This is a genomic window from Streptomyces sp. CB03238 (assembly GCF_002099185.1).
Classification (GTDB): Bacteria; Actinomycetota; Actinomycetes; order Streptomycetales; family Streptomycetaceae; genus Streptomyces.
Window position 1 is genome coordinate 196,521 of the sequence record NZ_NBCN01000004.1, and the last position, 21,160, is coordinate 217,680.

Sequence of the window (21,160 nt, forward strand, 5' to 3'; positions counted from 1 at the left end):
CTGGCCATCGTGCCGGTTCGCACCCCTGCTCCGAGGGCGAACCCCGAGTAACGTGCGACACGTCCGCACCTGATGTGCCGTCAGCATCATGGAGGAGCGCCGTGACCGACCTGTCGAGACGCACGCTGCTGGGAACCGCCGGGGCGATCGGCGTGGGCGCCGGTCCCGCCGGAGCGGCGCAGCCGTCCGCCCTCTCGAAGGAGAACCGCATGGGCCCGGCCCGCGCCGCCCTGGAACGGCTCCTGCCCGGCCACGCGGACCAGTTCACGCTCCACCAACTCCGGGGCGGGCGGGAACGGTTCCGCGTCACGGGCGCCACCGGCCGTGTCGAGGTCGCCGCCACCGGCCCCGCCACGGCGCTCACCGGCGTGCACTGGTACCTGAAGTACGGGTGCGGGGCGCACCTCTCCTGGTCCGGCTCCCAGCTGAACCTCCCGTCCCGCCTCCCCGCGCCCCGCACGCCGCTCGCGCACGAGGCCACCGTCCCGCACCGGTTCGCGTTCAACGACACGCACGACGGCTACACCGCCCCGTACGCCGACTGGGCGCGCTGGGAGCGGCTGATCGACGTCCTCGCCCTGCACGGCTGCAACGAGGTCCTCGTCACCGCCGGACAGGAGGCCGTCTACCACCGCCTCCTCCAGGACTTCGGGTACACGGACGCCGAGGCCCGCGCCTGGCTCCCCGCGCCCTCCCACCAGCCCTGGTGGCTGCTCCAGAACATGAGCGCGTACGGCGGCCCCCTCAGCCCCGAGCTGCTCGCCCGCCGCACCGCCCTGGCCCGCCGCATCGCCGACCGGCTGCGCGAGCTCGGCATGCGCCCGGTGCTGCCCGGCTATTTCGGCACCGTCCCCGACGGCTTCGCCGACCGCAACCCCGGCGCCCGCACCATCCCGCAGGGCGTCTGGGCGGGCCTGAAGCGCCCCGACTGGCTCGACCCGCGCACCGGCGCCTTCGCGCGCGTGGCGGAGGCCTTCTACCGCCACCAGGCCGCCCTCTTCGGCGACGTACGCCACTTCAAGATGGACCTGCTCCACGAGGGCGGCTCGGCCGGCGACGTCCCCGTACCCGAGGCCGCCCGCGCGGTGGAGGCCGCCCTCCACAAGGCCCGCCCGGGCGCCACCTGGGTCATCCTCGGCTGGCAGGCCAACCCGCGCCGCGACCTGCTCGACGCCCTCGACAAGAGCCGGCTCCTGATCGTCGACGGGCTGTCCGACCTGGAGACCGTCACCGACCGCGAGAAGGACTGGGGCGGCGCCCCGTACGCCTTCGGCACCATCCCCAACTTCGGCGGCCGCACCACCATCGGTGCCAAGACCCACATGTGGACCGACCGGTTCACGGCCTGGCGCGACAAGCCCGGCTCCGCCCTCGCCGGGACGGCCTACATGCCGGAGGCCGCGGAGCGGGACCCGGCCGCCCTGGAGCTGTTCTCCGAGCTGGCCTGGCGGGCCGAGCCCGTCGACCGGACCCGCTGGTTCGAGGAGTACGCCGACCTGCGCTACGGCGGCCGGGACGCACGCGCGCGTGAGGCCTTCGCGGTGCTGCGGGACACCGCGTACCGGATCACCAGCCGCGACGGCCGCCCCCACGACTCCATCTTCGCGGCCCGGCCCAGCCTCACCGCCAACTCGGGCACCCACTACGCCACCCACTCCCCCGCCTTCGACCCCGCCGGCTTCGACAAGGCGTTCGCCGCGCTCCTCGGCGTACGGGAGCCACTGCGCCGCTCCGACGCGTACCGTTACGACCTCACCGACCTCGGCCGCCAGGTCCTGGCCAATCGCTCCTGGAATCTGATCGGTCAGCTGAAAGCCGCGTTCACACGCAAAGACCTGGACACCTTCCGTGCCCTGTCCCGGCTGTGGCTGAAGCTGATGCGGCTGAGCGACGACATGACCGGCTCCCACCACGCCTTCCTCCTCGGCCCCTGGCTCGCGGACGCCCGCCGCGAGGGCCTGGAGCGCACCGCCCGCGTCCTCGTCACCACCTGGGCCGACCGCCCCACAGCCGACGCGGGCCGGCTCGCCAACTACGCCAACCGCGACTGGTCCGGCCTGATCGCCGACTTCCACCTCCCCCACTGGCAGGCGTATCTGGACGAACTGGAGGACGCCCTCGCGCAGCACCGCGCGCCCAGGGCCTTCGACTGGTACGCGATCGAGGAGCCCTGGACGTACGAGACGAAGACCTACCCCCTCCGGCCGCTCCACGATCCGTACCGGACGGCCAGGCGTGTGTACGAGACCCTCGCCCGCGCCCCCTTCCAGGGCGCCGTCACGGTCTCCAGCACCCCCGAGGCACTGCCCCCGGGCGCCGCCGCCGAAGTGACCGCCGCCTTCCGGAACCTCAACGGCCTCCGCGCCACCGGCCCCGTCGCCTTCACGCTCGTCGGCTTCGGCGACCAGCCGCCGCTGACGCTCCCGTCCGTCCCGGCGGCCGGCACCGGCACCGTCTCCTGGGGCGTCTCCGCCCCCGCCGGCCCCCTCGCCACCCCGGTCGAACCGCTTCCCTACGAGCTGCGCGCCACGTACGGCCCCCAGGGCGAGGCCCCGGTCACCGCCGTCCACCAGGGCGACCTGTACGTGGCCGGGCCCCTGGACCGGGCATGGCGTACGTACGGCAACAATGGAGCCGTCTTCGGCCAGATCCGGGACCGGTACGCCATCAACGGCGGCGGACAGGACCTGTGGAAGGCCACCGCCGAGTTCGGCGCCCTCTACAAGGAGGGTGCTCTCAAAGACGGCACAACCCTGACCGTACGGGTCGACTCGCAGGACGTGACGGGCGCCTGGGCGCGTGCCGGGATCGTCGTACGCGACTCCCTGGCGACGCCCGGAGCGCCGGGCTTCCTCAACCTGGCGGTGACCCCGGCCAACGGTGTCGTCCTCTCTTACGACACGACCGGCGACGGCACGCTGGACACGTACCAGCGGATCACCGGGATCAAGGCGCCGGTCCAGTTGCGCCTGTCCCGCGCGGGGGACGTTTTCACCGGGTCCTGCTCGACGGACGGCGGCGCCACATGGCGTACGGTCGCCACGGTCCGGGTACCGGGCGCGGCGGCCGTCCAGGACGCGGGGCTGTTCATGACGGCCATGAACGGTGGCAACGCGGCGCGAGGGACGGCCGTGTTCAGCGGCGTGACCGGCTGGGGGGACACGGCCGGCAGGTGACCATCCCTGGATTCGCTCGTTCTGCTGAACGTGAGCACCCAGGAACTCGCCACCCCCTGCCCCGTCGACGTCGACCAGGCCGAGGCGGCCCTCGTCGAGCACTACCCACGGCTCGTACGCATCGCCTATCTGGTGCTGCCGCCCGCCCTCGGCCGCAACCGCCGCGTGCTGACCGCGCACTCCGTCGTCCAGCGCTCGCTGCCGCGCCGCCGCACCACGGGCGACGACGGCGCGATGCCGGGGCAGCGGCGCCCCGAGGACGCGGTCGACCCGGGGTACGCGTACGTGCGTGTCCGGGTCCTGCGCCAGGCCCTGGAGGCGGGGCTGCCGCTGAAGCGGAAGGCGTGGCCGAAGCGGGCGCAGTTGCCGCCGCTGCTGCCCCAGGTGTGGGGGCTCAGGCTGTTCCCGCGCGCGGGCGGCGCGGACGAACTGGCGCTGGACCAGCGGCTGTCGGCGCTGTCCGGGCCGGCCCGCGCCGCCTATGTGCTGCGCGGGCTGGAGCGGCAGGGCGACGCCGAGGTGCGGCGGGTGCTGGCGGCGGCCGGGGTCGAGGACCCGAAGGCCGCGCTGGCCGAGGCGGACTCGATCGGGACGATGCACGCGCTGCTGGAATCGCCCGAGTTCGACCCGTGCTCGTTGCAGGCCCGTCCCACGGACCTGATGCGGCGGCGCCAGCACGGCAAGGCGGCGCTGGCGGCGCTCGCGGCCGCCGTGGTGTGCGGGGCGCTGCTCGGGCTGCCGGGTGGCGGCTGGGGCGCGGACGGGGCGGCCGCCCCGTCGTACGCGCGCAATCCGGTGTCCGAGGCGGCCCTGGACCCGGTCAATCTGCGGCGCGTCGCCCCCGCCGCGTGGCAGCGCTCGGCGCGTACGGACTTCTCGGTGTGGCCCGCCCGGGGCGGTCTCGTCGACGACCGGGCGCTGCTGCGGCGGGCGCTCGCGGTGTGGGCGCGGCCCGGCGCCACGGTGCAGGCCTCGGCGACGCCCGGTACGCCGCCTGGGCCGCCGATGGGGCCGCCGCAGCTGCTGTTCGCCGGGGAGGTGGACCAGGCCCGGGTGGTGCTGTTCCACGACGGGCTGCGGGCGGTGCGGTACGCGGAGCCGAAGGACGGGACGGCCGGGGCGGTGCTGGACTTCGCCCGGACGGACGGCGCGGACACGGCCTCGGCGGCCGCCCTGGTGGTGGGGCGGACCCATGCCAATGTGCGCTATCTGACGGCGCCATGGGTACGGGAGGTGTCGGCGCGCGATCTGCTGCAGCCCCTGGCCGGGGCGCGTCCGGTGGAGCGGGACGCGCACGGGGTGACAGGTCCGCTGCTCAGCCCGGTGGCGCCGAGCCAGTGCCGGGAGTGGGACGTGCTGGAGGTGCGGGACGGCTCGGCGACGCGGACGCTGACGGACCTCGGGGAGCTCGCCCCGGCCCGGCTGACGTCGGGCCCGCCGTCCACACCCGCCGATCTGGCGGGCGCGGGCGTCACGGCACGTGCGGAGTGGGCGCGGACGGCCTGCCTGCTGCCCATGGTGCGCGCCAAGGGCGTCCGGTCGGTCAACTCCTGGCGATTCGCCGAGCAGGAGCTCCCGAACGCCACCGGTACGGCCGCCTGGCTGTGCACGCGCGCGGAGACCTGGCGCGGTACGGGTGGCATGGCTCTGGCGCAGTTCCAGGCGCCGCCCGCGCGGGCCGGTGCGGTCGTGGCGAAGGCGGAGGAGTCGCCGGCGTGCGGGGCCCGGGAGCCGCGCGTCCTGGCGGGCGGGCTGTGGCAGGCCCCGGGCGGGCAGTGGTACATGCTGGCGGCCGGCAGCCCGCAGGTGACGTCGGTCGCCGTGTCCGGCGGGGTGACGGGCGGCGGGGACGGCGGCCGGCTCCTCGCGGTACCGGTGCCGGGCAAGCCGGGCAAGCAGGTCGAACTGACCGGGCGGCTGGAGGACGGCACGAAGATCAGTTCCCTGCGGTAGGCCGCGTGCGGTGAATATCCGGGTGCACGGCCCTATTGCCAACGGCGTACCCGTCAGTACATTGACGCCATGTCTAATACGCAGCCGGCGGCGATAGGGTCGGAGCGGATCGAGCTCAAGGCCCGCAAGGTCTCCTTCGACTGGGAGGAGACCCCGCTCCACTGGGTTCCCGGCGACCCGTTCACCGCCCACACCATCAATGTGCTGCACCTGCTGCTCCCGGCCGGAGAGCGCTGGTTCATCCACGTCTACCGGCAGGTGCTGCCCTACATCCGGGACGACCGGCTGCGCGAGGACGTCATCGGGTTCATCGGGCAGGAGGCGATGCACTCCCAGGCCCACGACGACGTCCTGCCGCACCTGAAGAAGCTCGGGCTCGACCCGACCCCGTACACCGCGCAGGTCGACTGGCTCTTCGAGAAGCTCCTCGGTGACAGGACGCTGCCGCCCGGCAGGGCCCGGCGGTGGTGGCTGATGGAGCGGGTGGCGCTGATCGCGGCGATCGAGCACTACACGGCGTTCCTGGGGAACTGGGTGCTCAACGCCGAGGAGCTGGACCGGCGCGGCGCCGATCCGATGATGCTGGACCTGCTGCGCTGGCACGGCGCGGAGGAGGTCGAGCACCGGTCGGTCGCCTTCGAGCTGTTCATGCACGTCGACGGCGGCTACCGCAGGCGCGTACGGACGTGGGCGACGGCGTTCTCGGCGCTGGTGTTCCTGTGGCAGCGCGGCGCCCGGTTCTTCATGGAGAACGACCCGTCGCTGCCGGCCGGCAAGGCGTCGGTGAAGGACTTCGTCACGCGCGGCCGGCAGGGCGTACTGCCGTCGACGCCGGACATGCTGCGGTCCATCCCCCGCTATCTGAGCCGCGCCTACCACCCCTCCCAGGAGGGCAGTACGGCCCAGGCGGTCGCCTACCTCGCCTCGTCCCCGGCCGCCAACGGAGGTCACTGAGCCATGCCACGCGCGCGTACCGTCGTCCTCACCGCCACAGCGGCCCTCCTCGTCAGGCGGGCCATGCGCCGCCGCATCCAGTCGTCCCCGCTGTGGCCGCTGCCGGCTTTGGAGGAGCCGATATCGGGGCAGAGCCGCCGCTCGTCCACCGCCCGCCGCCACGTCCTGGTCACCGAGCGGACCACACCCGCCGAGGGGGTGGTCCAACTGCGCCTGGAAGGCACGGGGCTGCCGCCCTGGGAGCCGGGCGCGCACCTGGACCTGGTGCTGCCGTCGGGGCTGGTGCGGCAGTACTCGCTGTGCGGCGACCCGGCCGAGAGCGACACGTACACCGTCGCCACGCGGCTCATCGAGGACGGGCGGGGCGGCTCGCGGGAGGTGCACGAACAGCTCCACGAGGGCACCGAGATCGAGATCCGGGGGCCGCGCAACCGCTTCCCGCTCGTCGACTCCCCGGCGTACGTGTTCGTCGCGGGCGGTATCGGCATCACGCCGGTGCTGCCGATGCTGCGCGCGGTGCGGGCGGCGGGGGCCGACTGGCGGCTGCTGTACTGCGGGCGCAGCCGGGCGACGATGCCGTTCCTGGACGAGGTGGAGAAACTGGAGAACGCCACTGTCGTGGCCGAGGACGAGGCGGGGCTGCCGGACCTCGCCTTCCTCGCCGACGTACCGGCCGAGGCGGCCGTCTACTGCTGCGGGCCGGACGGGCTGATGGACGCGGCGGCCGAGCGGCTGCCGGAGGGGCGCCAGTTGCACCTGGAGCGGTTCACGGCGACGGCCTCCGCCCCGGGCGGCGCCTTCGAGGTGGAGCTGCGCCGCTCCGGGCGTACGGTCGCGGTGGCGGCGGACCAGTCGGTGCTGGCGGCGGTGCGGGCGGAGGTGCCGCATGTGTCGTACTCGTGCGAGCAGGGCTTCTGCGGTACGTGCCAGCAGCGCGTCGTGGAGGGCGAGGTCGACCACCGGGACGAGTTGCTGACGGACGACGAACGGCACGACACGATGCTGATCTGCGTCTCGCGCTGCCGCGGCGAACGGCTCGTGCTGGATCTGTGAACCCTTGCCCATGCGGGCCACGGCCTTCTCGCAGCCGTAGAACGGCCATTACGGCAGCAGCAGCCAGTCGGCGGCCAGGGCGGCGAGGAGGCCGGCGCCGAGGAGCCAGGTGCCCAGGCGGGTGCGGCCGTTGCGGCTGAGTTCGATGACGACGCCGCACAGGATCATGGCCAGTCCGTAGACGCCGACCACGAGGACGGAGGTGCGGCTGGCCAGCCGGAGCACCAGGACGACCGCCATCGTCACCAGCACGACGGACGCCACGGCGATCCGCAGGCGCCGGGCCTGGCGCGGCGTGAGGCCGGTGCGCGGTGCCGGGGTTTCGGGGTCGGAGATGGTCATGACCGGCAGCGTAGCGAACTGTGTATCGGCCACTGTTCGAAGGGCTGTCGGTGGCGAACGTTAGGCTGTTCGCATGACGAGCGGGGCGCGGCGCAGGATGGGCGTCGAGGAGCGCAGGCAGCAGCTGATCGGGGTCGCGCTGGAGCTGTTCAGCCACCGCTCCCCCGACGAGGTGTCGATCGACGAGATCGCTGCCGCCGCGGGCATATCCCGGCCGCTGGTCTACCACTACTTCCCGGGCAAGCAGAGCCTGTACGAGGCGGCGCTGCGGAGGGCGGCGGACGAGCTGGCCGGCCGGTTCGTCGAGCCGCGCCAAGGCCCGCTGGGGGCGCGGCTGCTGCGCGTGATGGGGCGGTTCTTCGACTTCGTGGAGGAGCACGGGCCGGGGTTCTCGGCGCTGATGCGCGGCGGCCCGGCGGTGGGCTCCTCGAGGACGAACGCGATGATCGACGAGGTGCGGCAGGCCGCGTACGAGCAGATCCTGGCCCATCTCGGTGTCACGGATCCGCCCGCCCGCCTGGAGCTGGTCGTCCGGTCGTGGGTGTCGCTCGCCGAGTCGACGGCGCTGCTGTGGCTGGACGGGCGCCGCATACCGCGCGCGGAGCTGGAGTTGCAGCTGGTGCACGACTTCGCGGCGCTGGCGGCGGTGAGCGCGGCGTACGACGACGAGATGGCGGCGCTGCTGCTGCACATGCTCGCCGAGGAGCCGGCCGACGGGCCGTTCGGCGAGCTGGTCGACCGACTGGGTGCGCTGCTGCCCAAGGTGCCCGCGGTGTCGGCTCAGCCCGCCCTGTAGGCGCCCAGTTCCGCGACGAGGGCGCCGCGCAGCAGGTCACGGGCGCGGTCGAGGGTCAGGGAGCCGCTGAGCCAGCGTTTGCTGAGCCCTTCGACGAGGGCGGTGAGGCGTTCGGCCGCGTCGTCCGGCGACACCTCGGGCGGGACACTGCCGCCGTGCTGGGCGCGGCGGATGAGGTCGCCGGCGTAGTCGGTCCAGCGGTCCGTGGTGGTGCGGAGCTGGTCGCGCAGGTCGGGCTGGAAGACGGCGGTGGAGCGCAGTTCACCCCAGGCGGTGCTGTTCTCGACGATGGCCGGGGTGTCCTGGAGCTCCAGCAGCAGCATCTCTTCGAGGTGGCCGCGCGGGTCGGTGTCGGGGTTCGCGGTGGGGTCGGTGTAGCGCTCGGCCCGGGTGTTGATGAACTCCAGGGTGTGGGCCAGCACACCGGCCCGGTCCCGGAAGTGGTAGTAGAGCAGCGAGGTGGACACCCCCGCCTCCTCGGCGAGCTCTTCCACCCGCAGGCCCCGGATGCCGCGCTGGGCGATGACGCGGGCGGCGGCTTCCAGGATGGCGGTACGGCGATCGGACATGGGACCAATGCTACCGTGATTCCTGACTGAAATTTCAGTCAGGATTGTCCCGACAGTGAAGGGCAGCACCATGAAGGGACCGAACCGCCGCACGCTGCTGAGGTCCGGGGCGGCGGTGGCACTGGCCGCGACGACCGCCGCGGTGACGGCCTGCGAGCCCGGGAAGGAAGGGGCCGGGCGGCGCATGCCGTCAGAGGCTCAGCGGCATGCCCGGACGTTCATGGCCTGGCCACCCACGGACTCGGAGTGGGCGGACTGGGCGGGCGATGTCCAGGGCGACATCGCCCGGATCGCCCGGACGATAGCCGGGTTCGAACCGGTGGTGCTGCTGGCCGCGCCCGCCGAGGTGAAGGCGGCACGGCGGGCCTGCGGATCGGGCGTGGAGGTGATCCCGGTCGCCGTGGACGACCTGTGGGTGCGCGACACCGGGCCGACGTTCGTCACCGGACCGAAGGGCCTCGCGGGCATCGACTTCCACTTCAACGGCTGGGGCGGCAAGCAGGACCACCGGCGCGACGAAAAGGTGGCCCGTACCGTCCTGACCCGCGAAGGAGTGCCCCGCGTCGACGCGCCGATCACCGCCGAGGGCGGCTCGCTGGAGGTCGACGGCCACGGGACGCTGATGGTCACCGAGAGCTCGCTGGTCAACCCCAACCGCAACCCGGGCCGGTCACGCGACGAGATCGAGAAGGCCCTCAAGGAGCTGCTCGGGGTCACCACCGTGATCTGGTTCACGGGCGTACGGGGGCAGGACATCACCGACTGCCACGTCGACGCCCTGGCCCGCTTCACCGACGACGGCGCCGTCCTGCTCAGCCGCCCGCACCCGGCGGGCGGGGCGGACGTCTGGAGCCGCGCGTACGACCAGGCCCGTGCCGTACTGGAGACGGCGACCGACGCCCGGGGCCGGAAGCCGGAGATCGTCGACCTGCCCGAGCCCGACCCGGCCGCGCTCGGCCGCCGCGGCCCGGACTTCCTCGGCTCGTACGCCAACTACTACGTCGTCAACGACGCCGTGATCGTCCCGCGCTTCGGCGACCGGACGGCGGACCGGAACGCGGTGTCGATCATCGGTGAGCTGCACCCCGGCCGGAAGGTGGTCCCGGTGCAGATCGACACCGTCGCCGAGGGCGGCGGCGGCATCCACTGCGCCACCCAGCAGCAGCCGGATCAGCTCGAAACGTAGGAAGAGTCGAGGTCCTCCACCTCCGCGGAGATGTGCAGCACGCGCCCCTCGACGGGCTTGACGTACTCCGGTACGAGCGCGAGCACGGCTTCCGTCAGCCGCGCCTTGACCTCGTCGGTGCGCCCGGCCAGCAGGCCGATGCCGACGTGGACCAGGGCGTCGTCGGCCGTTCCGTCGCCGATCACGGTGTCCTCGGCCCGGCGCGTACGGGTCTTGCAGGCGGCGAGCCGCGCGCCGGCCGTCTCGACGACGAGGGGGTGCAGGGCGAGCGCGAAGCCCCGGCGGTCGAAGTCCTCCTCGAGGGAGGCGGAGTAGTCGACGGTGATCTGCGGCATGGGTATCGCTCCTGGTCGTGACGCTGTCCCGGCCACGATAGAGCGAGGCGCCACGGTCCGGAACAGGTGTCCGAACCGTGGCGCCTCACCGGTCCCTACCGCTGGGTGAACACCGCCACCGTGCGGGCCGGCACCGTGAAGGTGCCGGTCGCCGCCTCGTAGGAGGACGTCTTGACCGTGGCGTCCGAGCCGTCGGCCTGGACCGGGTGGAGGCCGTAGCCCTTGCCGGACAGGGCGGGGACGGTCTGGGCCTGCTCCTTGGGAGTGGCGTTGAAGACCACCACCAGGTCACGGATACGCATGGTGATCACGCCCGGGGTCTCGTCCTCGCCGGAGAGCGGGAAGGACAGCGCGGCCTGGACCTCGTCGGCCGTGGACAGGCTGAAGGCCTTCTCCGTCGTACGCAGCTTCAGCAGGTCCCGGTAGGCGGCGGAGGCGCCGGTGATCTGCGGGCAGCCGACCGTCAGGGACGGGGACGACAGCAGCGGCTTGCCGAACGACCACTTGTCCTTGTTGTCGGCCGCCGGCGGCAGGCCGCGCCCGAAGCCGTTGCCGGCCCGGCAGTCCCAGTTGAGGACGTTGAACCAGTCGCCACTGTCGTACGAGTTACGGTCCAGCGACTTGGACCTCAGGAGGTCCGAGCCCGCCTGGGAGAGCGCCGGGCCCTGGGAGAGCGCGGCGGTCGAGAGGGCGAGGACCTGCATCCTGGCCCGGTCGTCCGGGGACGTGGCCGCCGGGAGCTTGAAGGCGAGCGCGTCGTACAGGGTCTCGTTGTCGTGGGCGTCCGCGTAGGCGAGGGCGTCGCCGGGGGCGGCGGCGTAGCCGGCGGGGGCGCCGTTGTAGTCGACCTCCGAGCCCTTGACCTTCCGTCCGGAGGTATCGGTGAAGGCGTAGGAGGCGAGGTTGCCGGACAGGCCGACCTTGATCAGGTCCTGGTAGTGCAGGAGCCGGGCCTTCTGCTCGGCCGGAGTGCCGTTCGCCTTCGACGTGTTCGGGTCGGTGAACAGGCCGGAGGCGAAGCCCTGGACGCCGGGGTCGGCGTCGAAGGGGCCGCCGCCGCGTACGGCGTCACGGGCCCGGTCGGAGAAGGTCGCGATGCCGGTGCCGGCCATGTTCTCCTGGGTGGCCTGGACGAAGCGGGCGTCGTCGGCGATCTCGCCGAAGTTCCAGCCCTCCCCGTACAGGATGATCTTCTTGCCGTCGACGCCGTCCCGCTCCAGGGTGAGCGCGTCGAGGGCCTTCCTCACCTCCAGCATGTTGGCCTTGGGGTGGTGTCCCATGAGGTCGAAGCGGAAGCCGTCGACCTTGTACTCCTTCGCCCAGGTGACGACCGAGTCGACGACGAGCTTGCCCATCATCGTGTTCTCGGGCGCGGTGTTGGCACAGCAGGTGGAGGTGGCGACGGTGCCGTCGGCGAGCAGCCGCTGGTAGTAGCCGGGCACGATCTTGTCGAGGACCGATTTGTCGGCCTGCCCACTCGCCACGGTGTGGTTGTAGACCACGTCCATGACCGTGCGCAGCCCTGCCTCGTTCAGCCCCTGCACCATCTGCCGGAACTCGACCGTGCGGCGTGTGCCGTCCGGGTCGGAGGCGTAGGAGCCTTCGGGGACGGTGTAGTGCAGCGGGTCGTAGCCCCAGTTGAACGCGTCCTTGGCGGCGGCCTTGGACACACACGCCTGCTGCTCGTCGGAGTCGGGCGCGTACGCCTTCAGATCGCAGTCAGGAGCGGCCTGGTCGGACTTCTTCTCGGGGATGGTGCCGATGTCGAAGACGGGCAGCAGGTGCACGTACGAGGTGCCGCTGCTCGCCAGCGACTTCAGGTGCTTCATGCCGTCCGACGTGGTGTCGGTGAAGGCGAGGTAACCGCCCGGGTGCTTCGACGTACGGTCCGCGACCGAGAAGTCGCGGACGTGCAGCTCCTGGATCTGAGCGTCCCGCAGGGGCGTGGCGGCGGGCTTCTTCAGGGAGGCCCAGCCCTTGGGCGCGAGCGCCGGGTCGGTGAGGTCGGTGACCAGGCTGCGGGCGGAATCGGCGGTGAGGGCGGTGGAGTAGGGGTCGGTGACCTCGTTCGTGACGACCTTCCGGACGCTGGGCGCCCAGACCTTCACCTCGTACCGGTACGGCTTGTTCCGCCAGCTCTTGTTGCCGGTGACCGACCAGACGCCGGTGACCGCGTCGCGCTTCATCGCCACGCGCCGGCCGTCGAGTTCCAGGGCGACGCTCTGGGCGGTGGGCGCCCAGACCGACAGGGTGGGCGTGCCCTTGCGGAAGACCGGGCCGAGCGCCTTCTGCCGGGCGTTCGTACCGTACAGGTCGTCCAGTACGCCCGGGATCTGCACGCCGGTGGCGGAGACGAGCGCCCCGTTGGCGGCGTGCTGGGTGGCCACCAGCTGCCCGCGCAGGGCGTCACGCACCCGGTCGCGGTCGCGCGGGTCGATCGTGTACGCGGTGTACGTCGCGAGGTGCGGGAACTTCTCCTTCTGCGCGTCGGTGAGCGCGGCCTTGTTCAGCCGCAGCCAGCGGGCGTCACCGCCCTGCGTCAGGGCCCCGTCCTTGACGGCGATGGAGCCGGTGGGCGAGGAGAGCAGCTGGCTGGAGGCGGCGGCGGGGCTGCCGTTCCAGGCTACGGTCGTCTCGTCGATCCAGATCGCGGTGGCCTTGGCGAGGTCGAGCGCGGCGCCGCCGCCCTTGGGCTGCGGCAGCAGGTGCTTCTCGCGGCCGTTCAGCAGCCACACCTCGTGGCCGGTGGCCTTCAGGTCGAGGGACTGGTCGCCGGGCAGGTCCTTCTCGTCGCCCTTGTGGAGGATGTAGCTGAGCGACGTGGCCCCGGCGGCGAGCGGCACCTCGAAGACGGCCCCGTACGCGTCGGTGCGTGCAGGCGTCAGCGGTTTGGCCCAATCCGTCGGCTGCGCGGCGCCGGTCCACACGTGCAGGCCCCAGCCGTCGTAGTTCCCGTCGGCGCGGCGGTAGTGCAGGAGGGCCTTGGAGGTGTCCTGCGGCGGGTAGGCACCGGCCGGGGGCTGGGTGAGGGCGGTCTCCTTGCCCTGCTCGACCCACACCTCGCCGGTCTTGGACAGGTCGATGGTGCGGTCGGTGGAGACGTCCTTGTTGCCGTCCTTGTCGATGACGAGGTAGCCGACGCTGGACGCGCCCGGCTTCAGCTTGACCCAGGCGAAGGCGCCGTAGGCGTCGCGGCCCGTGAAGGCGTGGCCGTTCGGCCAGGTCGTGCCCTCGCCGTCGGCGATGTCGCCCCAGGCGTAGAGGCGCCAGTCGGTGTAGTCGCCGTCGGCGCGCCTGTAGTGGACGAGCGCGTAGTCCCGCTGGGTGGCGGTGGGCACCGGCTCGGCGGGGGCGCGGCCCGCGACCGTCTCGGCGAGATCGCCCGCGGTGCGGCCCTTGCTGTCGACGACCACGGCCTTGTAGCGCAGGGCCGTGCCCTCGGGGGCGGTGACGGTGTGGGTGACCTTGTAGGGGGCGTGGTCGGCGGAGCCGAGGACCTGCCACTTCCCGGTGCCCTGCTGGGCGGCGAAGACGACGCGGTTCAGCCCGCCGCCGTCGACATCCGCCGCGATCTCGACGGTGCCGGTGGCTCCGGCGGCCGGGGCCTTGAGGTCGATGGTGGGAGCGGTGGCGGGGGCCGGGACGGGCTTGCCGGCCCTGAGGACGACGGCGGAGAGAGCGGGGACGGTCAGCTTCAGTGTCCGTCCGCCGGTGACGGTGCCGGTGCCTCCGTACACGTACCGGAAAGCCGTGTCCGGGGAGTCGGTGGCGAGCTCCACGCTCTTCGGGGCGGTGGCGTTGTTGACGGCGACGACGTACTCGGTGCGCGTCTTGGCGTCCGTACGGGAGAAGGCGTACACGCCCTGGCCGGTGTCGGCGTGGCGCTCGGTCTGGACGCCGTCGCGGAGGGCCGGGTGGGCCTTGGTGAGCTTCGACAGGGCGGCGATGGACCGGTAGAGGGGGTGACCGGCGTCGTACGCGTCGGTGGCGTGCGTGCGGTCGGTGCCGAGCTGGTCGTCGTCGAGGTAGTCGGCCGTCTTCGAGGCGAACAGGGTCTGGCGGGCGTCCTTGTCGCCGCCCGCTCCGGTGAAGCCCTGCTCGTCGCCGTAGTAGACGACCGGGTTGCCGCGCGTCAGGAACATCAGCTCGTTGGCGAGCCGGTAGCGGTCGAGCAGTTCCTCGTCACCCGCCCCGGCGTTGTCCTGCTTCAGGAAGGTGCCGAAACGCCCCATGTCGTGGTTGCCGAGGAAGGACACCGACTCGTAGGCGTTGGCCTTGTCGGTGGTGTAGCGGTAGTCCTGCGCGAACAGCTCGGAGAGCTTGGCGGCGGGGCCGGCCTGGGAGGCGTACCGGCGCGCGGCGTCCTGGAACGGGAAGTCGAGGGTGGCGTCGAGCCGGCCCCGGGTGACGTACGGGGCGGTGACGGCCGGGTCGGCGGAGTACACCTCGCCGAACATGAAGAAGTCGTCACGGCCGCGCTTGGCGGCGTACGCGTCCAGGGCGGTGGCCCACTGCGTCCAGAACTCGGTGTTGACGTGCTTGACCGTGTCGATGCGGAAGCCGTCGATGTCGAAGTCGCGCACCCAGCGCTGGTAGATCTTCTCCATGCCCTCGACGACCTCGGGGCGCTCGGTCCACAGGTCGTCCAGGCCCGCGAAGTCCCCGTGCGTGGAGGACTCTCCGGCGAACGTCGAATCGCCCCGGTTGTGGTACATCGCCGGGTCGTTGAGCCAGGAGGGGACCTTGAGGTTCTTCTTGGTGTCCGGGACGACCGGCGTACGCGGGAAGGAGTCGCGGTCCGTCTTCGGGAACGGCCTGCTGCCGTCGGCGTAGTCGGCGTCGTCGAACGGGACCCCGTCCTTGGTGAGGTACGGGAAGGCGCCCTTGGAGAGGTAGTCGTAGGACTTCTCCTCGTAGTCGACGACGTCGGCGGTGTGGTTGGTGATGACGTCGAAGAAGACCTTCATGCCCTTGGCGTGGGCCTTGTCGATGAGCTTCTCGAGGTCGGCGTTGGTGCCGAAGTGGGGGTCGACCTGGGTGAAGTCGGTGATCCAGTAGCCGTGGTAGCCGGCGCTCGCGTTCTTCCCCTCGCCCTGCACGGGCTGGTTCTTGAAGATCGGCGCCATCCAGATGGCGGTGGTGCCGAGGCCCTTGATGTAGTCGAGCTTCTCGGTGAGCCCCTTGAGGTCGCCGCCCTGGTAGAAGCCCTTGTCGGTGGCGTCGTACCCGGTTTCCAGCCGGGAGCCGGTCAGCCCGCCGCGGTCGTTCTTCGGGTCGCCGTTGGCGAACCGGTCGGGCAGCACGAAGTAGAACTGCTCGCGGGTCAGGTCGTGACGGGCGGGCTCGGCGGCGAGCGCCTTGTCGGAGGGCGGGGCGGGCGGTTGGGGCGCGGCGGTCGCCGTCGCCGGGAGGGCGGGTATGAGGCCCGCGCCGAGGGCGGTGACGAGAGCGGTGACGGCGCTGCGCCGCCGCCGTCTGGTGTGGAACAAGGGTTCTCCTTAACGAGTTTCGGTGCACGGGGGCTCCGCGCCGCCTGGGCCACAGTCGGTCGGGGGGTTCCGCCCCGTACCCCTTCGGTGCCACCGGCCTCAGACGGGCGACGGCCGGGGTGGGGCCGTGCAGGGTCGTCCCCGCAGAGGTTGGCGGCGCAGGTTGGGCTCCCTTTCGCGTACCCAAGGCCGCCGGCCTCGAGGAGACGAGCCCGGAGGGGCCACGCCCCACCCCCACCGGGGGAAGCCGCCCCGGGGCGAACCGGGAAGGGGCGCCGCCCCGGGAGGAGCCGCCGCAAGGGCACCGCCCCGTCCCGTTGTGCCCACCCGTTCCGCCCTGCGGAACGACTGCCCACAACGGGGGGCGGGGGTGGCGGGGGCGGCTGCCCACGAGGGACCCGGGCCCGGCGGTGTCAGGTGCGGAAGGTGTCGTTCAGGGGGACCTTCCCCGAGGGCGGGACCGTGGCTGTGCGGTTGGCGCCCGACTCCCAGGTGACGTTTCCGGCGGCGTCCTTGCGGAGGTACTTGTACTCGAAGGCCGTTCCGGCCGGGAGGGTCACGTCGAGCTTCCAGACGGGGTACGTGGCCGGGTCGAGCTTCAGCGCGCCGCCCGGGTTCCAGTTGCCGAGGGCGGACTGGTTTCCGGTGACGTAGATATTCTCGCCGTACACGGTGCTGGCGTTGACCGCGAAGGACGCGCCCGAGCCGACGGCGACGCACGTGCGCGCCCCGGCGTGCAGCGCGACGGCCGTGCCCGCGCCGAGCGTGGCCGTGAACTGCCCGGAGCCGTTGACCGTGACGGGCCGGTTGTTCTGGACGTCGCAGTAGTCACCGGCGGGCAGCGACGTCTGGAACGTACGGGTGAGGGTGGACGTCTCGTGGTTGATGGCCACGTACGCCTTGGTGCCGCGCCCGAAGGCGATGGCGTCGCCGCCGTTGTCCCACCAGTTCGTGACACCCTGACCGCGGGCCACGTTCCGGAGGGCGACCATGGAGGCGATCTCGCGCCAGGCGTGCTGGCACTTCCAGCCGTCGCTGTAGCAGGCGCTCACGTTCCCGCCTCCCGGCGGGCCGGCGTCCTTGTCGGTCCACTCGTACCCGGAGTGGACGTCCGGGGAGCCGTACGGCCAGGCCAGCATGAAGACGTTGGCCAGCGTGTAGGCGGAACCGTTCTTGTAGTTGAGCGTGTCGCCGCCGCGCTCGGTGTCGTGGTTGTCGACGAAGACGGCGGACTTGCCGGACTCCATGTGGCCCCAGGCCTCGCCGAAGTTCTTCAGGTACGCGAGGTTCTCGCCGAGGAAGACGCGCTTGAGGTCGCGGGCGTAGCGGAACTCCTGGACGTCACCGTTGCCGAGGTACTCGCTGGGCGAGACGGCCTCTCCGGCGCCGTATATCGCCTCCTGCTTCCAGTACACGCCCGGGTTGGTGAGCTTGGCCTTGATGGCGGCCAGGTCGGCGGCCGGCATGTGCTTGGCGGCGTCGATGCGGAAGCCGTCGACGCCGAGCGACAGCAGGTCGTTCATATAGCCGGCGATCCTGGTGCGGACGTACTCCTCACCGGTGTCCAGGTCGGCGAGGCCGACGAGTTCGCAGTTCTGTACGTTGGCCCGGTCCTGGTAGTTGGTGATCTGGGCCGTGCAGTCGTCGAAGTCGGGCGCGGAGTACAGGCCGGGGTAGCCGTACTTGGTGTACGACGAGCCGCCGGTGCCGGTGCCGTTTCCGGCCGCCATGTGGTTGATGACGGTGTCGACGACGACCTTGACGCCCGCTCCGTGGCAGGTGTTCACCATGGACTGGAAGGCGGCGCGGTCACCGAGACGGCCGGCGATCCTGTAGCTGACGGGCTGGTACGAGGTCCACCACTGGCCGCCCTGGATGTGTTCCTGCGGCGGGGAGACCTGGACGTATCCGTACCCGGCCGGGCCGAGGGTGTCGGTGCACGCCTTGGCGACGGAGGCGAAGGTCCACTCGAACATCACGGCGGTGACGTCCTTGTCGCCGGGCGGGACCGCCGCGGCGGGCGTGGGGGGCGCCGTGACGGCCACAGCGGCTCCCGCCACGAGGGCGAGTGCAGCGGCCACGGTCTTTCTGGCCATGTTTCCTCCTGGGGAATGGGAGGTGCGGAATGCGACGGTGCAGCCTCGTACGGCAACGCGCCATGCCCGCAAGGCCGTGGTGAATCTTCTTGCTGCAAGAAAGCAGCAACAGTTTTCGGTCGAGACCGTACGAGCCCTTGGGGATGCGGTCAACCCCTTGGACACACGCGGTTCACGTGAGGGAAATCCGCCGGATCCGCGACTGCAAGACCTTTCGCAAGCACTTGCAGTGGTGTTACGTTCAACGACGACTCCGGTCCGGTCGGCCGAGGGTCCCCGTACCCCGGGGCTCCACGCGCCCGGCCGGCCGGGCCGGTCACGCATGGACCGGTCATGAGCCGGGAGGCCCGGGGCCGAAGAAGACCCCGCCGCGCCCGATCACGGGCAGGCCCCGGGCCCTCTCACCCGTTCCCCTACGGCCTACGGCCTGCGGTGGAACCCCGTACCACCAGCTCCGGCTGGAAGACGAACTCCGTCCGCTGCACCGGATTGCCGTCGATCTCCTCCAGCAGCGCGTCCACCGCCGCCGTCGCCATCGCCTGCACCGGCTGGCGCACCGTCGTCAGCGGCGGGTCCGTGAACGCGATCAGCGGCGAGTCGTCGAAGCCGACCACCGACACGTCCGACGGCACGTCCAGGCCCCGCCCGCGCACCGCCCGTATCGCGCCGAGCGCCATCAGGTCGCTGGCGCAGACGATCCCCGTACAGCCCTGGTCCAGCAGCGCCCCGGCCGCCGCGTGCCCGCCCTCGACCCCGAACAGGGTCTGCTGGACGCGCAGTTCCGCCTCCTCCTCGCTCACCCCGAGCAGGGCGCGCAGCGCCGCCGTGAACCCCTCCGCCTTCCGCCGCGACGGGACGTACCGGGTCGGGCCGATGGCCAGCCCGATGCGCTCATGGCCCAGCTCGACGAGGTGCCGTACCGCCATGCGGGCGGCCGAGCGGTCGTCGGGCGAGACGAAATGGGCGTCGATGTGCTCGTTGAAGCCGTTGATGAGGACGAACGGCACGCCCCGGCCCGCCAGTTTCACGTACCGGGCCGGGTCGGCGCTGGTGTCGGCGTGCAGCCCGGACAGGAACACGATGCCGGTGACGCCGCGCTCCTCCAGCTGCTCGACCAGCTCGTCCTCGGTGGCGCCGCCCGGCATCTGGGTGCACAGCACGGGCGTGTAGCCGTGCCCGGCCAGCACCTGCTCGATGACCTGCGCGAACGCGGGGAAGATGGGGTTGGTCAGCTCGGGGATGACGAGGCCCACCAGGCCGGCGCTGCGCCGCTTGAGCCGTACGGGCCGTTCGTAGCCGAGCACGTCGAGGGCGGCGAGCACCCGCGTCCGCGTCCCGCCCGCGACGCCCGCCTTGCCGTTGAGGACCCGGCTGACCGTCGCCTCGCTGACACCGGCCTGCGCCGCGATGTCCGCGAGCCGCGGGGCGCCCCCTCCTCGGTCGCCCCGCGGCTCGGTCCGCGCGTCGCCGCGCGGCGTCAGGATGGTCACCCCGCCCACCAGACGGTGGTGTCGGCGGGCAACTCGGCCGTGCCGTCCACGCTGACGCGCACCCGCTCGCTGGCGAGCAGCATCCGGCCGGGCACCGCTATCCGCACCGCCCGCCCCGTGGTGTTGGCGTGGCACACGAAGGCGCCCCGCCGGAACGCCAGCACGCCCTCGGGCGCGTCCAGCCACTCCACCGCGTCGCCCGCGCCCAGCTCCGGCTGCTCGCGGCGCACCGCCAGCGCGCTGCGGTACAGCTCCAGGGTCGAGCCCGGGTCGCCGGTCTGGGCCTCGACGCTCAGGTCCCCCCAGGTGGCCGGCTGCGGCAGCCAGCTGCCGCCGCTGCCGAACCCGTACGAGGAGCCCTGCACCGTCCACGGGATCGGCACCCGGCAGCCGTCGCGGAACCCGTCCTGGCCGGTCGCCCGGAAGAACGACGGGTCCTGGCGCACCTCGTCGGGCAGGTCCGTGACGTCCGGCAGGCCGAGCTCCTCGCCCTGGTAGACGTACGCCGAGCCGGGCAGCGCCAGCATCAGCAGCGTGGCCGCCCGCGCCCGGCGCAGCCCGAGCGCGCGGTCGCCGGGGGTACGCAGCTGGGTGCCGAGCCCTGCCGGGTTGGCGAACCGGGTGGCGTGCCGGGTCACGTCGTGGTTGGACAGCACCCATGTGGTGGGGGCGCCCACGGGGCGCATCGCGGCGAGCGAGGCGTCGATGACCCCGCGCAGCTCGGCGGCGTCCCAGTAGGTGCCGAGGTACTGGAAGTTGAACGCCTGGTGCATCTCGTCGGGGCGTACGTAGCCGGCGGTGCGCTCCACCGTGGGCGTCCAGGCCTCGGCGACGAGGACGCGTTCGCCGTCGTACTCCTGAAGGACCTTGCGCCAGCTGCGGTAGATCTCGTGGACGCCGTCCTGGTCGAAGAACGGCATGACGTCGTTCCCGAGCAGCTTGAGCTGGTCGTGGGCGCCGATGTCGGGCAGGCCGGCCGCCTTGACGAGGCCGTGGGCGACGTCGACGCGGAAGCCGTCGACGCCCATGTCGAGCCAGAAGCGCAGGATGGAGCGGAACTCGTCGCGTACGGCGGGGTGTTCCCAGTTGAAGTCGGGCTGCTCGGGCGCGAACAGGTGCAGGTACCACTCGCCGTCCTCGACCCGCGTCCAGGCCGGACCGCCGAAGATGGACTCCCAGTCGTTCGGCGGGAGCTCGCCGTCGGCGCCCTTGCCCTCCCGGAAGTGGTACCGCTCACGCAGCGGCGACCCGGGTCCCTCGCGCAGCGCGCGCTGGAACCACTCGTGCTGGTCGGATGAGTGGTTGGGCACCAGGTCCACGATGATGCGCAGCCCCAGCTCGTGGGCCTCGCGGATCAGCGCGTCGGCGTCGAGGAGGTTGCCGAACATGGGGTCGATGGCGCGGTAGTCGGCGACGTCGTACCCGGCGTCGGCCTGCGGCGAGGCGTAGAAGGGGCTCAGCCAGACGGCGTCGACGCCGAGGTCCCTCAGGTACGGCAGCCGGCTGCGGATGCCTTCCAGGTCGCCCATGCCGTCGCCGTTGCCGTCGGCGAAGCTGCGCGGATAGACCTGGTAGATCACCGCGTCTCTCCACCAGCCCGTGTGCGTGCCGGTGGTGCCGGTTGCGGGGGCGGCGGGGGCAGCGAGGTGCTGGGTCATGTCTTCCCTGGAGTGGAGGAGTGGAAGCGGCCACCGGCCCGGGAACAGGCCGGACCGGCGCCG

Annotated in this window: 13 protein-coding genes; 6 read left to right on the forward strand and 7 right to left on the reverse strand. The window is 72.2% G+C overall.

Annotated elements, in window-relative coordinates; genetic code table 11:
- Window positions 1–101: 101 nt before the first annotated feature.
- The 4 genes from BKD26_RS08190 to BKD26_RS08205 all read left to right on the forward strand — a co-directional run bounded on the left by BKD26_RS08190 (window position 102) and on the right by BKD26_RS08205 (window position 7,136).
- Window positions 102–3,176: an alpha-N-acetylglucosaminidase gene (locus BKD26_RS08190; protein WP_084897158.1), complete on the forward strand. Its 3,075-nt coding sequence runs from the start codon at window positions 102–104 to the stop codon at window positions 3,174–3,176.
- A 30-nt stretch (window positions 3,177–3,206) separates the two neighbouring features.
- Entirely contained in the window at window positions 3,207–5,129 is a 1,923-nt protein-coding gene (locus BKD26_RS08195) for a hypothetical protein (protein ID WP_084897159.1), read from the forward strand.
- Window positions 5,130–5,198: 69 nt separating this feature from the next.
- Window positions 5,199–6,083, forward strand: coding sequence for a metal-dependent hydrolase (locus BKD26_RS08200; RefSeq protein WP_084897160.1), 885 nt, complete (start codon window positions 5,199–5,201; stop codon window positions 6,081–6,083).
- A gap of 3 nt (window positions 6,084–6,086) precedes the next feature.
- Window positions 6,087–7,136 carry a PDR/VanB family oxidoreductase gene (locus BKD26_RS08205; protein ID WP_084897161.1) on the forward strand — a complete coding sequence of 350 codons (1,050 nt, stop codon included), beginning with the start codon at window positions 6,087–6,089 and terminating at the stop codon, window positions 7,134–7,136.
- Between the two features lie 48 nt (window positions 7,137–7,184).
- Here the strand turns inward: BKD26_RS08205 and BKD26_RS08210 are convergent, their stop codons facing one another.
- The gene (locus BKD26_RS08210; RefSeq protein ID WP_084897162.1) at window positions 7,185–7,478 is read right to left on the reverse strand and encodes a hypothetical protein; all 294 of its coding nucleotides are present in this window, start codon (window positions 7,476–7,478) and stop codon (window positions 7,185–7,187) included.
- Window positions 7,479–7,551: 73 nt separating this feature from the next.
- Between BKD26_RS08210 and BKD26_RS08215 the strand changes: the two genes are divergently transcribed.
- Window positions 7,552–8,274 (forward strand): TetR/AcrR family transcriptional regulator, encoded by a 723-nt coding sequence (locus BKD26_RS08215; protein WP_084897163.1) that lies wholly within the window; start codon window positions 7,552–7,554, stop codon window positions 8,272–8,274.
- Here the strand turns inward: BKD26_RS08215 and BKD26_RS08220 are convergent.
- The gene (locus tag BKD26_RS08220) at window positions 8,259–8,843 is read right to left on the reverse strand and encodes a TetR/AcrR family transcriptional regulator (protein ID WP_084897164.1); all 585 of its coding nucleotides are present in this window, start codon (window positions 8,841–8,843) and stop codon (window positions 8,259–8,261) included. The two genes, BKD26_RS08215 and BKD26_RS08220, sit on opposite strands and share 16 nt — an antisense overlap.
- A gap of 70 nt (window positions 8,844–8,913) precedes the next feature.
- Here BKD26_RS08220 and BKD26_RS08225 point away from each other — a divergent pair, with 70 nt between their 5' ends.
- Window positions 8,914–10,029, forward strand: coding sequence for an agmatine deiminase family protein (locus BKD26_RS08225; protein WP_084897384.1), 1,116 nt, complete (start codon window positions 8,914–8,916; stop codon window positions 10,027–10,029).
- On the opposite strand, the gene BKD26_RS08230 is transcribed toward BKD26_RS08225, so the two are convergent.
- The 5 genes from BKD26_RS08230 to BKD26_RS08250 all read right to left on the reverse strand — a co-directional run bounded on the left by BKD26_RS08230 (window position 10,014) and on the right by BKD26_RS08250 (window position 21,097).
- Entirely contained in the window at window positions 10,014–10,364 is a 351-nt protein-coding gene (locus tag BKD26_RS08230) for a 5-carboxymethyl-2-hydroxymuconate Delta-isomerase (protein WP_084897165.1), read from the reverse strand. The genes BKD26_RS08225 and BKD26_RS08230 overlap by 16 nt on opposite strands.
- A 95-nt stretch (window positions 10,365–10,459) precedes the next feature.
- Entirely contained in the window at window positions 10,460–15,853 is a 5,394-nt protein-coding gene (gene pulA, locus BKD26_RS08235) for a pullulanase-type alpha-1,6-glucosidase (protein ID WP_084897166.1), read from the reverse strand.
- A gap of 413 nt (window positions 15,854–16,266) precedes the next feature.
- Complete coding sequence (locus BKD26_RS08240; protein ID WP_084897167.1) at window positions 16,267–17,949, reverse strand: carbohydrate-binding module family 20 domain-containing protein; 1,683 nt, start codon at window positions 17,947–17,949, stop codon at window positions 16,267–16,269.
- 413 nt (window positions 17,950–18,362) lie between these two features.
- The gene (locus tag BKD26_RS08245) at window positions 18,363–19,430 is read right to left on the reverse strand and encodes a LacI family DNA-binding transcriptional regulator (RefSeq protein WP_241518590.1); all 1,068 of its coding nucleotides are present in this window, start codon (window positions 19,428–19,430) and stop codon (window positions 18,363–18,365) included.
- Window positions 19,431–19,435: 5 nt separating this feature from the next.
- Window positions 19,436–21,097 carry a glycoside hydrolase family 13 protein gene (locus BKD26_RS08250; RefSeq protein WP_084897169.1) on the reverse strand — a complete coding sequence of 554 codons (1,662 nt, stop codon included), beginning with the start codon at window positions 21,095–21,097 and terminating at the stop codon, window positions 19,436–19,438.
- Window positions 21,098–21,160 lie beyond the last annotated feature (63 nt).

Bases quoted from the DNA above. Each gene is read 5' to 3' on its own strand.
- BKD26_RS08240 (WP_084897167.1), bottom strand. From the start codon at position 17,949: ATGGCCAGAAAGACCGTGGCCGCTGCACTCGCCCTCGTGGCGGGAGCC.
- BKD26_RS08230 (WP_084897165.1), bottom strand. From the start codon at position 10,364: ATGCCGCAGATCACCGTCGACTACTCCGCCTCCCTCGAGGAGGACTTC.
- BKD26_RS08200 (WP_084897160.1), top strand. From the start codon at position 5,199: ATGTCTAATACGCAGCCGGCGGCGATAGGGTCGGAGCGGATCGAGCTC.
- BKD26_RS08250 (WP_084897169.1), bottom strand. From the start codon at position 21,097: ATGACCCAGCACCTCGCTGCCCCCGCCGCCCCCGCAACCGGCACCACC.
- BKD26_RS08205 (WP_084897161.1), top strand. From the start codon at position 6,087: ATGCCACGCGCGCGTACCGTCGTCCTCACCGCCACAGCGGCCCTCCTC.
- BKD26_RS08220 (WP_084897164.1), bottom strand. From the start codon at position 8,843: ATGTCCGATCGCCGTACCGCCATCCTGGAAGCCGCCGCCCGCGTCATC.
- BKD26_RS08225 (WP_084897384.1), top strand. From the start codon at position 8,914: ATGAAGGGACCGAACCGCCGCACGCTGCTGAGGTCCGGGGCGGCGGTG.
- BKD26_RS08210 (WP_084897162.1), bottom strand. From the start codon at position 7,478: ATGACCATCTCCGACCCCGAAACCCCGGCACCGCGCACCGGCCTCACG.
- BKD26_RS08215 (WP_084897163.1), top strand. From the start codon at position 7,552: ATGACGAGCGGGGCGCGGCGCAGGATGGGCGTCGAGGAGCGCAGGCAG.